Here is a 14,443-nt window from a genome sequence, read left to right on the forward strand (position 1 = left end):
GCCGCAACTGCTCGACCATCTGGTTGAACGCGACCGTCAGATGGCCGATTTCGTCGCGCGAGGTAGCGACGATCGTTCCCTGCAGATTGCCGGCCTCGACGGCTCGCGCGCCCTCCAGCAACCGCCGCACCGGCCGGGTGACGCCGGTGCTGACGAGCGCGGCGAACACCAGGCCGAGGATGGCGGCCAGCACCGTCAGCGCGACGGAGATCAGCATCACCTGCTGCTGCTTTTCCACGGTCATGCTGGAGTCCCGGCGCAGCAGCGCCAGCATGTCCGCCCGAATGCCGTCGAGCTTTCGGTTGAGGTCATCGCGAAGCTCATCGACGCGCTCCAGTTCCTCGTCCAGCGCCTTTTCGTCGCCGCTGCCGAGTGCCGCAATCAAGCGCCTGGTCTCGGCGTCGAGGCGACGCCGAGAATCGTCGTTGATGGCATCGATCCGGCTCTCGAACTGACTGAGCGTCGACAGCTCGCTGGACACTGCCCCTTTGGCGATCAGCCCCTGTATCAGGGCGCGCGCCGCCATCATTTCCAGTTCGACCTGGCCGCCCAGCGATTCGTGGCGATCGCGCAGCGCGGTTTGCCGGCTGCCGTCTTCCGGCGACTGCAGTTTGTCGATGACGATCCGGCGTAACGTGATCCCCTGATCGAGCGAGCGGATATTGGCGCGCGCGAGATCGCCATAGGCAGGCACGTAGCTGTAGGCGAACTCCTCGATCCGGGTCCCGACCTGCATCACCAGCACCACGGTCCAGATCGCGGTTATCACCATCAACGCGATCAGCGTCACCGCGATCCCCATGATCTTGTTTCTGATCGACAATTTGATCACGGCGGATGGCCTCTTCTGATGCGCGGGTGGCCAAGCATATATCCGAGATGCGGCGGCGGCGATATGCGCGGGTTGGGCGCGGCAGAATCGGACCCACGCTTCGTCGTTGCGACGTTGACATAGATCATTCCTGGTCATCGCGGAGGACGTCAGCATGGAGGCTCAACCGAGCCGGAAGGACCGCATGCCGTTAGCCGTCATCAGAGGGGGTACCGCGCTCGCCGCCCTCGCGCGCGAGAACCGGGGACGGACCCGCAATGGCATCGCAAGTCTGGCGGCGGCTTGCGCCTTGCTCACGCTGGCTGCCCTGCCGGCCCGGGCGGCGAGCCGTGTCAGCGCGGAGGAGCTCGCCGCCTGCAAGGCCCTTTCCGACCACGCCGCCGAGCTTATTCGCGCCGGCCAAACCGTCATGAGCACCCGCGCGCAGCTTCGGCGTTGCGTCAGGATACAGCGCGTCGAGCGGCGGCGCGCGGGCCAACCAGCGGAGATCGGCAAGAAATGACAGCGACGCCCCGGGTGCCGTGGACAGCCTCCTCACGACAGGACGAACCGTCGAATCCCGCCTCGGACGAGCACAAAGCCGTTGCCGCCGCGGCAAGCTTCGCGATAATTTCTTGCTTCGGTAGCGCAGTCTCCGCAGCTGTCGCTCGATGGCCGTGGCGTCGGTCAAGCCGACGGAATGCGAATGATCCGCTGCCAAGGAGGGCGTCATGAGTCCTTTACTGCGAGAGATCCGCCGCAGCCCCCTGCTCTGGTTACTGGCATTTGTGCCGGTGCTGTTCGTGGCTCACAAGCTCAGGCCGGAGGCGCACACGTTGCACTTCGTGCTGTCCGTCCTCGCCGTGGTTCCGCTCGCCGCGTTGCTCAGTCACGCCACCGAATCCGTGGCGGCCAGGACGGGCGACACGGTCGGCGGCCTGCTCAACGCCACACTCGGAAACCTGACCGAACTCGTCATCGCGCTCACTGCGCTGCACGCCGGGCAACATACCCTGGTGAAGGCATCCATCGCCGGGGCGATCGTCACCAACACCCTGTTCATGCTGGGCGCTTCGTTTCTCCTCGGAGGCCTCAAGCACCACGCGCAGGAATACAACAGGGTCAGCGCCCGCCTGCAGGCGGGCCTGCTGTTTCTGGCCGTCGTCGCGATCCTGATTCCCTCGGCAGTTACGGAATCCGATTCCGTGGCGGGGTCGGAATTCATGGGAACGTTGAGCATCTACCTGTCCGTCCTGCTCATCGTCGTCTATGGCCTCGGCCTGCTGTTCTCGCTGAAAACCCATCGCGAATTCTTCGGTGGCGCGGAACATTCGGAGGCCGGCGAAGCGCCGTGGCCGTTGAGCTTGGCCCTGGCCACGCTGGCCGTGATTACCGTCTTGGTCGCGCTGGTGAGCGAGGTGTTCGTCGAATCGGTGCAGCAGGCGGCGGTGACATTCGGGATGACCGCCGCGTTCGTCGGTTTCATCGTGGTGGCGCTGGTCGGCGGTGCGGCGGAGATGGTTTCGGCGTTTTCCGCCGCGCGCAAGAACCGGCTGGATCTGAGCGTGGGCATCGCGATGGGAAGCGCATCCCAGATCGCACTCTTCGTCGCTCCGGTGCTGGTACTGCTCAGTCATGTCATCGGCCCGGCGCCGATGAACCTGCAGTTCTGGCCCGGCGCGGTGGTCATGATGCTGATCGCCGCCATGACCGCCTCGCTCGTGACCAACAGTGGGCGCTCGGCATGGTTCGTCGGCGTGGTCGTGCTGACGGTGTACCTGATTTTCGCCATGACGCTTTACCTGTTGCCGCCGAAGCAACAGGGTGACGGACCCGGGCCTCGAACTACGACTGAATCCCCTGCTCCCCGCCCATTGCAAATGAGCAAGTTCGCGACGCTTGACGCCGCCGCGCCGGGGGTCGGAAGGCCAGGATATTCCGCATAGCCGGAGCGATTGATATGCTGCGCCAGCTTCTTGTGAGTATTGCCATCAGCATTTGCAATATCGCGATCCATGCAGTCGTGATGGACGCGGTATTGCGGGCGGCGCGCGCCGCGCGCGAGCGCGCGACGTCGCATCAATCGCTTCAGCTGATCGCCGTCATGACCGCGACCGTATCGGTCCTGATGGCCGCGCATATTGCCGAGGTGATCGTCTGGTCGCTGGGTTACGCGATGGTCGACGCGGCGCCTTCCGGCACCGATCTGGTCTATTTCGCCTTTGTAAACTACACGACGCTCGGCTACGGCGACGTCACTCCACTGCAGCGCTGGCACTTGATCGGGCCGATGACCGCGATGAACGGCGTGCTGTTGTTCGGCTGGTCGACCGCCGTGATTTTTTCGATCCTGCAGAAAGCCTGGCTGACAGGCCGGACCAACGGGGGATAGCGGGCAGCAGGCCATGGACGCCTGCCGCGTACCCTGCCCGCTTCTATCCCTTTACATCATACTGCTTGCTGAGGTGGTCGCCGATCTGGACCAGCATCATGACGCTTTCGGGATAGCCGGGTTTTGCAATCGTCGCCTCGTCGGCTGAGGCGCGGAATTCCCAGCTGTCGCCGTCGCGCAGCACGGAGATTTCGATGCCATCCGGACCGTCGGCGTGAACCTTCAACTCGGCTAGCGCCATCGCGATCAGCTCGGCTGCGGTCTTGACGGGCTTGTTCATGGCGACGGCTTGCTCCGGGGCCCTGGTTTGCCGCAGGTTGCCGGTTCGGCGCGCATCTGTCGAGGGGATCACGGCGGCCTGCGACGCTCTACCGCTTTGCTTCCATGCGCTTGAGGCCGACGATCTCCGGCAGCGAGCCGGTGTGAATCGGTTCACCCTTCATGGTTTCCGGCGGCAGCGGCGCCCTGGCGGTGGCGTCGGGGAAGCGCAGCTTCATTTCGCGCAGGAAGCCGTCGAGCGTGTCGACGCTGGCCGCCATTTTCGCGATCATGGCGAATTCGGCGCTGCTGGCGCCGGTCGACTTGCCGGCGGTCTCGAACGCGGCGCGGTCGGCCTCACCGCTCATCAGCGGCGCATATTTCTCGCGGAAGCGCGCCAGACCGATGGCGTCCTCGGCCAGCGCGTATCCGACCACCGCGCGGATCACGTCGCCCTTCTCCACCGCATCGAGCGGTCTGAAGTCGCGCCAGCGATCGGCGTAGTACAGTTCGATCTGCTCGGCGGACTCGCGCCAGCGCCGCGACGCCCAGTAGATGTCGGAACGCAGCCGGATCGCTTCGCGGCCGGTGATGTTCGAGATGATGTCGAGCGCGAGGTCGTGGCGCCCGACGTCGCTTTGGGCGCGCGACTCCAGCAACAGCCGCTGCTGGCGCAGTTCGCCGGAAAGGTCCGCGATCCGCGTGGTGCGAAGCGCCGATATCGCGCGGTCCGGCTTGCGGCTGGTGAGGTAGACCATGGCCAGACGCGCGGCGACCTGGGCGCGCGCAGCACCCTCCAGCCGCTTGTCGACCTGGTACTGCAGGAGTTCGCTGGCCTGGTCGAGCAGATCGACCGCGACCAGCCGGTCCGCCAGCCGGCGGATCATCTCGTCGCCGCGCCGCCCGATCGGCGTCAGTTCGCTGTATTCGTAAAACATCCCGAGCGCGTCGACCGGGCGAAGGTCGTCGCCCTTCGGACTGAGATAGAGCTGGGCGAACAGCGCCGCCGACGCATCCTGGCCGGCCCGCGAAATTTCCGAATTCGGCTGCAGTCTGGTGGCGGCCTTCGCCGCCGCCAGCGACTCGCCGTAGCGTCCGATTTCGGTATAGATCTTCGCCATCATCTGCAGCGCCCGCACTTCGATCGCGTCGCCGCGCCACAGCACCGCAAGCGTCTCCAGTTCGCGCAGGGCGTCGGCCTGGTTGGTCTCGTCGCGGCGCTGGCGCAGGATGATATCGAGCAGCTTGGCCTCGGCGGCCGCGGCGCGGTCCGAAGATTCGATCGCGACCTTGTATTCGCTCTGCGCGTCCTTGTCGTGGCCGAGCGCCTCCGCCAGCCGGCCGAACAGCACCGCCGTCGCCGCTTTCATCTCCCTGGGAACGCCGACCACCTGCATGTCGCTGCCACGCTTGGCGGCGCCGGAAAAATCCCTGACCTCGAGCGAGGCGCGCATCGCTTCCGAAATCACGATGCGCTGCAGTTCGATCGGCAGCGAGGTGATGGCGAACTCGACGTTCTTGAATTTCTCCCGCGCTTCCGCCCACTTGCCCTGGCGCGCATAGGCCAGCGCTTTCCACAGCTGCGAATCGTAATTGGCTCCGATCACGGGATTGGCGAGGTCTTTCAGCGCCTGCTCGGGACGGCCGATCAGGATGTTGGCGACTACACGCACCATCAGGGCGACCGAGTCCTCCGACCCCGGCTTGGCGTCGGCCAGCGCGAGATCGGCGGCGCCCTTGGCTTCCCAATACATCCCGCGCGACATCAGGAAGCGGGCGAGGTTGATCCGGGCCTGGGTGCGCTGAGCCGGCTCCAACGCCCCGGCCGCGGCGATCAGCTCATCCTGGCGCGCGATGAAGTTTTCCGCCTGGTTCTTCCGCCACTCGGTGACGTCGAAAATCGGTCGCACCGCCATTGTCGCGCGCTCGGAGGCGACGTCGGCCGATGACAGCGTCAAGCCGCCGGGACGGCCGATGATGACCCTGTCGGACGCGACCTCGGCGACGACGTCCTCGGAGCTGGGGTGCACCGCCACGCCGTGAATCGATTCCAGCAGCGTCAGCTCGACAAAATCATGCTGCTTGATGAAGCCGCGGACCGGCAGCGGCGCCGTCACCACCAGCAGCGAATCGCCGGCGTCGGGATCGATGAGCCGGTGCAGCAGGCCGGGTCTCGACAAGGGCACGGTGACATTGGCCAGCGCCGGATCGGTGATGTTGCGGATCACCACCAGCGGCTGCTGCGGCGACTGCATCGTATCGGCGAAGGTGAGCATCCAGTGCGCGCCGCCCTTGTCGTCGCCGGTCAGCGAGGGCATTTGCGGCCGGTTGAGACGGATGCGGACCGCCTGACCGTTGTCCAGCGGCAACCGGCTGACATCCGCGATCAGCGCCCCGCCGCCCCTGCGGATCAGGTCGACATCGATCGGCTGCAGGGAATCGAACACCAGCCACACCGTATCGGCACGGCGAAACAATGCCGCGGGCGTAGCCGCCGCAAACGCGAACGTCATGCGCAGGGCGTCGCTGTCCCGCCTGGCGGTGACCGTGGCAGGGCCCACCCCCGCCGGTTGCGCCTGGACGGCGGGCGGCGCTTGCATGGCTGGCGGCGCCTGCATGGCTGGCGGCAATCCCTGAGGTACCGGCGGCGTCTGAATCGCCGGCGGCGCATCGACGGCAGGCGGATTGACATTGGCTGGCGGCGCCTGAGCCATCTTCGGGGCGCCGGCTTCCGGCGGCGGCGTGGCCGTGACCGGCGTTGTTTTCTGCGGGGCTGCGACCACGGCGGCCGGCGCCTGCCTGGACGTTTCCCTGGACGTTTCCTTGGACGTTTCCTTGGGCGCCTCCTTTGCCGGCGGCGGTTCGGACGCGGGCGCGACCTTCGCCGCCTGATCGGGCTTGATCTCGATCATGGCCTGCTGGGCGAAAGTTTCCGAGGTCAGCGGCACGATCTCGCTGGGCGGCCGGGAGACCGGAGGCGCCGCCGCCCTGGCGGATGCTGCCGACGCCGGGGCGTTCGCGGCATCGGCGAGCGGCGACCGCGCCGCCGGAGCTTTCTCCGACTGCTGGAAAGCGACGTCGATAATGTAGTTCCTCTCCTCGCGGAAGGAGCGGACGTCGACATCGCCGATCAGCACGACCTCCACCAGGGAAGTCTCGCGTTCGATCTTCTGGCCGATCGAGGCGATGTTCGGCGGCAGCGCCAGCTTGGCGTCGGCGAGGTCGAAGGAGAGCGCGGCGTTGAACAACAGCGACAGTCGCTGGTCGTTCAGCACGCTGGAGACGCTGATGCCGTCGGGCATTTCGAACACGAAGCGCACGAAGGTCGGCTGCACCGAGGCGCGGACCCTGATCGGCGGACGCTTCTGGGCCGCCGCGGCGGCGCGCTGCTGGCGCAAGGCGCGCTCGGCGACCCGGGCACGTTCGGACAATTCGCGAACCACTTCGGCGGGAAGCGCCGGCGGCTGACCGCTCCATGTGTCGGGCAACAGGTCGACGAATATCCGCTCGCCCGCCGTCATGGTGTTGACGGTCACCTTCCGCGACAGCGCCAGCCGGACCGCCGTGCCGTCGGGGTCGCGCCGCACCGACCCGACATAATCGGGCGCCGCGTCGGACAGTTTAATGACCGGAACATCCACCGGACGCTTGAATTGGATCACGAGGATGTTGCCGGCAGTCGACACCTGGGATTCGACATCCTCGGCGAGCTTGATGACCAGACGGGCGTAACCGCCCGAAACCGAAAACGTCGCCTCGCCCCTGACCGGCGGCTCGGTCTGGCTGAAGCCACTGGATGTCAGGCCGATCAAGACCAGCCCGGCCGCAAGCGATGACCATCCGCCAACGATGCCGGCAAGACAAAGCCGCGCCGTCCGCGCGCAAGCGCGGCCTCGCGACCAGAATCCAGTGGCAGCTATCAGCGCCATTCCAACCGGGTCTTTCAGCTCGTTCGATCTGTTCGGTGGCGGGACGTCCTCACCCCGCGGCTCGAATCCTAGAATTGGCGCATTAAGAGGCTGTTAATTATCCGCGTTAATTGGACTTTTGCGGCAGTACCTTGCCCTCGATTTTGGGGAGATCGGCGATCGCGGCGGATTTGTCGGTGCCGGCGCGGCGGGCCATTTCGACCGTCAACCGCTCGGCCGATTCCGGCGCCATCAGGCCGAGGATGTCGGACATCTTGCGCGGCGCGATCTGCGAGGCGATCTCGAACAGCACGGACATCTCGAGCCGGTCGAACACCTTGGCGGCGTCCTTCGGCTTCATGCCCTCATACATGGTGACGATGCCCTTGAAGCGGGCGGCGTCGATCTCGCTCTTTGCCCCGGTCGCCGTCGAGATCCGGCTTTCGACGGCCTTCATCTCCTCGACCTTGGATTCAATGCGCTTTTCGGCTGACTTCAGCAGGCTTTCGCGAATGTCGATTTCGCGCGCCCGCGCCTCCAGCTCCTGCCGCCGCGACTGCAGCCGTTCCAGGATCGCGCGCTCCGACGCCGACACCGGCGCCGTCTGCTCGGGATAGACCACGACGCCGTCGGGCTTTGGCGGTTCCGTGGCCGGCGCCGCCGGCTTCGGCGCTTCTTCCTTCTTTGCCGCCACCGAACCCGTGACGTCGGCGGGATCGGCCTTGCCTGCCGACGGGAAGTTGAGGGTGTCCTGCGCCCATGACTTCTTCGCGGGTTTCGACTGATAGTCGAACACATAGCCGCCATCGATCACAAGACCCGCGACCTTCAGCACGGCAAGGCCGAGGATCGCGATCAGGACGACCGGAATGACGCGAATGTCACGGAAAGATTTCATGCCGCCAGGCCGTCAGACCTTCTGCGCTCGGAGAACGCTTGTGCCGCCGCGGCAACCGCCTTGGCCGACGATGCTTTCGGAGCCGCCACCGGCGCGGCCTCCGGTTCGGACAGCGGCCGCGCGGCGATCGCGATCCGGGACAGCCGCCGGATCACATTGTCGCCTTCGGCGAGCTGCTTCTTCAACTGCTGCGACATCTGCGCCGCCGAGGTCAGCTGGTTGCCGAGATTCTCGTTGACGTCGCGCACGGTGTGCTTGAGGCCGCCGATCGCGCGCTCGGCGATTTCGGTCGCCGTGATCAGCTCCCCGATCGTCGCCTTCAGCGAATGCTCGTCCGCCTTCAGCCGCTTCAACCGCGTGTTCAGCAGCATGCAATAGCCGATCGTGAGCAGCAGCAGGACTGCCACCAGGCTCTCGATCACAATTCCGAATGAATGACTCATTGGGCCTCCATCAACTTGGTTTGCTCATCGGCCTTCTCGAACATCGCGAAGGTGGTATTGGGCTTGCGCAACTGCTTGGTGACGCGGATGGCGACGCGGTCGCCGACCCGCCCCATCCGGCCCTCGGTCAACAGCACGTTGCCGCAGCGCACTGCGACCAGCGCGTCGGCGCGCATTTCCAGCGGCAGGGTATCGCCGACCTTCAGCTTCATCAGCTGCTTCAGCGGGATCTCGGCCTCGTACAGGACGGCATCGACGGAGATTTCCGCCTGGCCCACTTCGGTGGCGAAATGGCCTTCCCAGATCGGATCACGGCCGAACTTTTCGCCCATGAACATCTGCAGCAGCACGGGACGGATCGGCTCGATGGTGGCGTAGGGCAGCAGCAGTTCGATATTGCCGCCGCGGTCTTCCATGTCGATGCGCAGACGCACCAGGATGGCGGCGTTGGCGGGGCGGCTGATGGCGGCGAAGCGCGGATTGGTTTCGAGCCGGTCGATCGAGAAGGTCACCGGCGACAGCGGCCGGAACGCCTGCTCGGCATCGGCCAGCACGACCTCAACCAGCCGCTTGACGAGGTTGGTCTCGATCGAGGTGTAGGGACGGCCTTCGATGCGCAGCGAGGTCTGGCCGCGGCGGCCGCCCAAGAGCACGTCGACCATCGAATAGATCAGGCTGGAATCCACCGTGGCAAGGCCGAAATTTTCCCATTCCTCGGCCTTGAACACGCTGAGCACGGCGGGCAGCGGAATCGAGTTCATGTAGTCGCCGAACCGCACCGAGGTGATGCGGTCGAGCGAGACTTCGACGTTGTCGGAGGTGAAATTGCGCAGGCTCGTCGTCATCAGCCGCACCAGGCGGTCGAACACGATTTCGAGCATCGGCAGACGCTCGTAGGACACCATCGCGGAATCGATGATGGCGCGAATGCCGGAATTGTCGTCGAGATTGACTTCGCCGACGGTGAAACCGAGCAGGTTGTCGATTTCCTCCTGCGACAGGACCCGCTCGCCGCCGTTCTTGCCGCCGCCGAAGTCGCGGCTGCCGTCCTCGACCATGGCGGCCCATTGCAGCGCCATGGTGCCGGAAATTTCATTGGCTGCGGCCGCCGCCGCTGCTTCCGCCGGATCCTCGGAATCCAGCGACGCTTCCCATTGGGCGGCGATGGCGTCCTGGTCGTCTAGGGGATTGCCGGCCATGATGCTAGATCCGTCTCGTCACTGAACGACGATTTCCTTGAACAGCACGGCTGTGACCGCGTTCGGCGCGACCGCCAGATTGACCCGCCGGGTCAATTCTTCCTTGAGGCGAAACAGGCCGGCGGAACCGTTGAGATCGATCGGCCGCAGTTCGCGCAGATAGGTCTGGAACAGATCGGTGACACGCGGCAGCGTCGGCTTGATCGCCTCGACCTGCTTTTCTTCCTTGAGCTCGAGCACGACCTTGACCTTGAGATACTGCACGCGCTCGCCGGGCGCCCCGGTCATATTGACCAGCATCTCCGGCACATCCATGAATACCGGCGGTTTCGCCGCCGCCACTTCGGCTTGCTTGACTTCGCTGCTGTGGCCGCCCCGGAAGAACAGGAACCAGGTCGCCGCGCCGCCGCCGAGGATGACGACCACGCCCGCGATCGCGATCATCAGCTTCAGCTTGCCCTTCGGCGCCGCAACTGCTTCGGCGCCATCCGCCGCATCTGCCTGTTCGCTGTCTGCCATCGCCCGCCCGCCACGTTGAGGAGAGACCCACCCGATGCCGCGAGGCAGGCTTTGAAGCGAACCAAATGCCCCCGGCGCACACGCGCTCTCTTGATGGTGACGCTAAGGTAATAATGGTTAACGGAACCTTTCCGCAGGGCCCCAGCTAGGAAAAAACTGCCGGGCCAACATGGTCAACAGACCCTTATTGCCGCCCCGGCGCACCCCCGCCGAACACCTAACCCCTTGCAATATCTGGATTTCCCAGACTGGCACGGCATTCGCTAAGTGGATGGCGAACCTAGGCTTGGGAGAGCTGGTGGTTCGCACGATCCGCAACCGGGCTTGGGAGAGCCTTGATGCGGATCCATTGAGGGGAGACATACGATGGGGAACCACCTTCTCGTCGGACTTTCACGGCAGGTGACGCTGGAACGGCAGATGGATGTCGTCGCCAACAATGTCGCCAACATCAATACCAACGGCTTCAAGGCCGACCGCTCGCTGTTCGAGGAATTCCTCACCTCGCGCGCGCAGGAAAACAATTTCGTCGGCCGCGACCGCCGCATCAGCTTCGTGCAGGACCGCGGCACCTTCAAGGATTTCACGCAAGGCGCGTCCGAACTGACCAAGAACCCGCTCGACGTCGCGATCGACGGCGCCGGCTTCCTGGTGGTGCAGACCCCGGCCGGCGAGCGCTACACCCGCGACGGCGGCCTGAAAATCAACAACCAGGGCCAGCTCGTCAATTCCTCCGGCTATCCGGTGCTCGGCGGCTCCGGCCCGATCGTGCTGCAGCCGACCGACAAGGAACTCACCATCGCCGCCGATGGCAACGTCACCGTGCTCGAAGGCACCAACCGGGTCGACTCGGTGCGCGGCAAGCTGCGGGTCGTCCGTTTCGCCGACGCGCAGAAGCTGGTGAAGGAAGGCTCCAACCTTTACTCGGCCGGCGCCGGCATCGGGCCGCAGCCCGACACCGTCTCGCGGGTGAATCAGGGTTTCATCGAAAAATCGAACGTCAACTCCGTGGCGGAGATGAGCCGCATGATCGAGGTGACGCGCGCCTACACGTCGATCTCGGCGATGCTGCAGCAGCAGGGCGACCTGCGCAAGACGGCCATCGAGAAACTCGCCGACGTTCCGGCATAAGAGAGGATTGATTCCATGCGCGCTATGTACACCGCAGCGACCGGAATGATGGCACAGGAACTCAACGTTCAGGTGATCTCCAACAACATCGCCAACATGCGCACCACCGGCTACAAGAAGCAGCGCGCCGCGTTCCAGGACCTGATCTATGACCACGTCCGCCGGGTCGGCGCGCAGGCTTCCGACCAGGGCACCATTCTGCCCGTCGGCGTCGACGTCGGCGGCGGCGTCAAGACCGTCGGCACGCCGCGGCTGATGGGTCAGGGCACGCTGGCTTCGACCGGCAATGAGCTCGATGTCGCGGTCCGCGGCGAAGGCTTCTTCAAGATCCAGGTTCCCGACGGCACCTACGCCTATACCCGCGACGGCTCGTTCCAGATGGATGCGCAGGGCCGCATCGTCACCGCGCAGGGCAATCCGGTGCAGCCGACCATCACCGTGCCGCAGAATTCGTCCGGCCTCACCATCAACATGCAGGGCCAGGTCTCGGTGGTGCTGCCGGGATCGACGACGCCTGTCACGGTCGGCCAGATCGGCCTGACCCGCTTCATCAACAAGGCCGGCCTGCAGCCGATCGGCGACAATCTGTTCACCGACACCCCGGCCTCGGGCACGCCGCAGGACGGCATCGCCAATGCCGACGGCTTTGGCGACATTCAGCAGTCCAACCTCGAACAGGCCAACGTCGAGGTGGTCACCGAAATTTCCGACCTGATCTCGGCACAGCGCGCCTACGAGATGAACGCCAAGGTGGTCAGCGCGGCCGACCAGATGATGCAGTCCACCGCCAACATGTTCCGCTGAGGGAGATGATCATGATGTTTCGCTCGCTCTCGCTCGCCTTCGCCCTGCTCGCGGCTACATCAGCGACCGCGTCGGCACAAAGCCGCGACGACATGATCGCGGCGCCGGCGCTGCGCGCCCACGTCACGGTTTCGGGCGATCTGGTGCGGATCGGCGACGTCATCGACAATGCCGGCTCCGCGGCGCAAATCGCGATCTATCGCGCGCCGGATCTCGGCACCACCGGCACGTTGCCGGTGGACCGGGTGCTGGCCGCGTTGCGCGCGCATCAGGTGATCGGCGTCGTGACCCGCAATCTCCAGGAAATTTCGATCACGCGGCTGGCCCGCACGCTCGAGAGCAAGGACATCGAGGCTTCGATCGCCCGCGCGCTGCAACACAAGAACGGCCTCGGCGATGCCGCCAACCTCAGCCTCACCTTCGACCGCGACGTGCAGAACCTGCGGCTGGAAGCCTCCAACACCGGCGCCATGCAGGCGGTCGCGACCCGGTTCGACCCCCGCAGCAACCGCTATGACGTGACCTTCGAAATCGCCAATGAAAGCACGGCCGCCCCGACAAAACTGCGCTTCACCGGCACCGCGATCGAGACCGTCGAAGCCGCCGTCCTGGCGCGCGGCGTCGAGCGCAACGAGGTGATCAAATCCTCCGACGTGGTGGTCGAACGCCGCCCGAAGGCCGAGGTCGGCAACGACCTCGCCGCCCGCGACCGCGCGGTCGGCATGCAGGCCCGCAAGCAGCTGCGCGTCGGCCAGGCGTTGAAGACCGCCGACCTCGCCAGGCCCGATCTGGTGCAGAAGGACCAGGCCGTCGTGCTGATCTACCAGGCGGTCGGACTCCATCTCACCATTCGCGGCAAGGCGCTGGAGGGCGGTACCGAAGGCGACGTCGTCAGCGTGATGAACCTGCAGTCCAAGCGCATCGTGACCGGCGTCGTCATCGGCCGCGGCCAGGTCTCGATCACGGGACCGGCACAACAGCCGTCACGCGCGCCGGAAGTTTCCGACGCCACTTCATCGATTCAGTCGAGCCAGGCCGCAACGCTGGTTGCGATCGCCAACGCCGCTTCAACCGTGTCTCCAAAAGCCGAGTAATGGTAATGTACGCTTCCCGTATCCCCCGCCTGATCCTGACCGGCGCGTTGCTGATGACCGCAGCGCTTGCCAGCGGCTGCTCCTCGTTCGACCGGCTGTCGCAGATCGGCGAAAAGCCGAAACTGTCGGCGATCGAAAATCCGACGGCGCAGCCCGGCTACAAGCCGGTGCAGATGCCGATGCCGAAGCCGGAGACCGCCTCCTACAACGCCAATTCATTGTGGCGCAACGGCTCCCGCGCCTTCTTCAAGGACCAGCGCGCGGCGAGGATCGGCGACATTCTCACCATCACCGTGAATTTCACCGACAAGGCCAACATGGCCAACCAGAGCCAGCGCAGCCGCACCTCCAAGGAGGATTCCGGCATCACCGATTTCGCCGGCTCCAAGCTGTTGACCGGAGACGCCGCCCTGGTGATGCCCGGAAAGATCCTGACGACCGAATCTGCCGGCAACTATGACGGCAAGGGCTCCGTGATACGGCAGGAGAACCTGCAGACCAGCGTCGCCGCCGTGGTCACGCAATTGCTGCCGAACGGCAACCTCGTGGTCGAAGGCAAGCAGGAGATCCGGGTCAATTTCGAAATCCGCGAACTGATCGTTGCCGGCATCGTCCGCCCGGAGGACATCCAGAGCGACAACACCATCGATTCAAGCAAGATCGCGCAGGCCCGCATCGCCTATGGCGGCCGCGGCCAGATCACCGACGTCCAGCAGCCGCGCTACGGCCAGCAGGTCACGGACATCCTGCTGCCGTTCTAGCCTTCAAGAGCTCCCACACTTCATTGCGAACCTAGGCGCGAAGAAGTGTTCCAACGCGGCCCCTGCCAGCTCCCCTGGCGGGGGCCGTGGTTGTTTTTGGGGGGACGACCTACCTCGCAATCGATACCGCACTGTAGATCTGCGTCCCCGTGGTCTCGACGATCCGCCCCTTCAGCGCTCTCACGAACTCGCGCGATCCCTCGACCGCGAAGTGGGTGCGCAAGG

At 65.2% G+C, this 14,443-nt stretch carries 14 protein-coding genes; 7 read left to right on the forward strand and 7 right to left on the reverse strand.

Translation table 11 applies throughout. The annotated features are described in order from the left end of the window. The coding region (locus tag Q7U29_RS19295; protein WP_304743982.1) for a HAMP domain-containing protein at nucleotides 1-832 on the reverse strand (832 nt) is incomplete at its 3' end. Between the two features lie 184 nt (nucleotides 833-1,016). On the opposite strand from Q7U29_RS19295, the gene Q7U29_RS19300 reads away from it, so the two are divergent. From Q7U29_RS19300 to Q7U29_RS19310, 3 genes are all read left to right on the forward strand, one after another. After that, nucleotides 1,017-1,334: a hypothetical protein gene (locus tag Q7U29_RS19300; RefSeq protein ID WP_304743984.1), complete on the forward strand. Its 318-nt coding sequence runs from the start codon at nucleotides 1,017-1,019 to the stop codon at nucleotides 1,332-1,334. A 208-nt stretch (nucleotides 1,335-1,542) separates the two neighbouring features. Further along, nucleotides 1,543-2,757: a calcium/proton exchanger gene (cax, locus tag Q7U29_RS19305; protein ID WP_304743985.1), complete on the forward strand. Its 1,215-nt coding sequence runs from the start codon at nucleotides 1,543-1,545 to the stop codon at nucleotides 2,755-2,757. Between the two features lie 14 nt (nucleotides 2,758-2,771). Then, nucleotides 2,772-3,203 carry a potassium channel family protein gene (locus Q7U29_RS19310; protein WP_304743987.1) on the forward strand — a complete coding sequence of 144 codons (432 nt, stop codon included), beginning with the start codon at nucleotides 2,772-2,774 and terminating at the stop codon, nucleotides 3,201-3,203. A gap of 43 nt (nucleotides 3,204-3,246) precedes the next feature. Here the strand turns inward: Q7U29_RS19310 and Q7U29_RS19315 are convergent, their stop codons facing one another. The 6 genes from Q7U29_RS19315 to fliL form a co-directional block, all read right to left on the reverse strand. Next, on the reverse strand, nucleotides 3,247-3,483 hold the full coding sequence (locus Q7U29_RS19315; RefSeq protein WP_304743988.1) for a hypothetical protein: 237 nt from the start codon (nucleotides 3,481-3,483) through the stop codon (nucleotides 3,247-3,249). 88 nt (nucleotides 3,484-3,571) lie between these two features. Continuing rightward, complete coding sequence (locus tag Q7U29_RS19320) at nucleotides 3,572-7,390, reverse strand: tetratricopeptide repeat protein (protein WP_304743990.1); 3,819 nt, start codon at nucleotides 7,388-7,390, stop codon at nucleotides 3,572-3,574. Between the two features lie 106 nt (nucleotides 7,391-7,496). After that, nucleotides 7,497-8,267, reverse strand: a complete 771-nt coding sequence (locus Q7U29_RS19325; RefSeq protein WP_304743991.1) for a MotE family protein — start codon at nucleotides 8,265-8,267, stop codon at nucleotides 7,497-7,499. After that, entirely contained in the window at nucleotides 8,264-8,710 is a 447-nt protein-coding gene (locus Q7U29_RS19330) for a DUF6468 domain-containing protein (RefSeq protein WP_304743993.1), read from the reverse strand. The genes Q7U29_RS19325 and Q7U29_RS19330 overlap by 4 nt, the downstream gene beginning before the upstream one ends. Continuing rightward, nucleotides 8,707-9,909 carry a flagellar motor switch protein FliM gene (fliM, locus tag Q7U29_RS19335; RefSeq protein WP_304743995.1) on the reverse strand — a complete coding sequence of 401 codons (1,203 nt, stop codon included), beginning with the start codon at nucleotides 9,907-9,909 and terminating at the stop codon, nucleotides 8,707-8,709. The genes Q7U29_RS19330 and fliM overlap by 4 nt, the downstream gene beginning before the upstream one ends. 18 nt (nucleotides 9,910-9,927) lie before the next feature. Continuing rightward, the gene (gene fliL, locus Q7U29_RS19340) at nucleotides 9,928-10,428 is read right to left on the reverse strand and encodes a flagellar basal body-associated protein FliL (RefSeq protein ID WP_304743996.1); all 501 of its coding nucleotides are present in this window, start codon (nucleotides 10,426-10,428) and stop codon (nucleotides 9,928-9,930) included. 366 nt (nucleotides 10,429-10,794) lie between these two features. Between fliL and flgF the strand changes: the two genes are divergently transcribed. From flgF to flgH, 4 genes are read left to right on the forward strand one after another with little or no spacing between them, the layout of a single operon-like run. After that, entirely contained in the window at nucleotides 10,795-11,559 is a 765-nt protein-coding gene (gene flgF, locus Q7U29_RS19345; protein ID WP_304743997.1) for a flagellar basal-body rod protein FlgF, read from the forward strand. Nucleotides 11,560-11,574: 15 nt separating this feature from the next. Continuing rightward, the gene (gene flgG, locus Q7U29_RS19350; protein ID WP_304743999.1) at nucleotides 11,575-12,363 is read left to right on the forward strand and encodes a flagellar basal-body rod protein FlgG; all 789 of its coding nucleotides are present in this window, start codon (nucleotides 11,575-11,577) and stop codon (nucleotides 12,361-12,363) included. An 11-nt stretch (nucleotides 12,364-12,374) separates the two neighbouring features. Further along, nucleotides 12,375-13,457, forward strand: coding sequence for a flagellar basal body P-ring formation chaperone FlgA (flgA, locus tag Q7U29_RS19355; RefSeq protein ID WP_370691787.1), 1,083 nt, complete (start codon nucleotides 12,375-12,377; stop codon nucleotides 13,455-13,457). A gap of 5 nt (nucleotides 13,458-13,462) precedes the next feature. Next, nucleotides 13,463-14,218 (forward strand): flagellar basal body L-ring protein FlgH, encoded by a 756-nt coding sequence (gene flgH, locus Q7U29_RS19360; protein WP_304744001.1) that lies wholly within the window; start codon nucleotides 13,463-13,465, stop codon nucleotides 14,216-14,218. The last annotated feature ends 225 nt before the right edge of the window (nucleotides 14,219-14,443 follow it).

Origin of the sequence: Bradyrhizobium sp., assembly GCF_030654605.1 — a bacterium.
Taxonomy (GTDB): domain Bacteria; phylum Pseudomonadota; class Alphaproteobacteria; order Rhizobiales; family Xanthobacteraceae; genus Bradyrhizobium.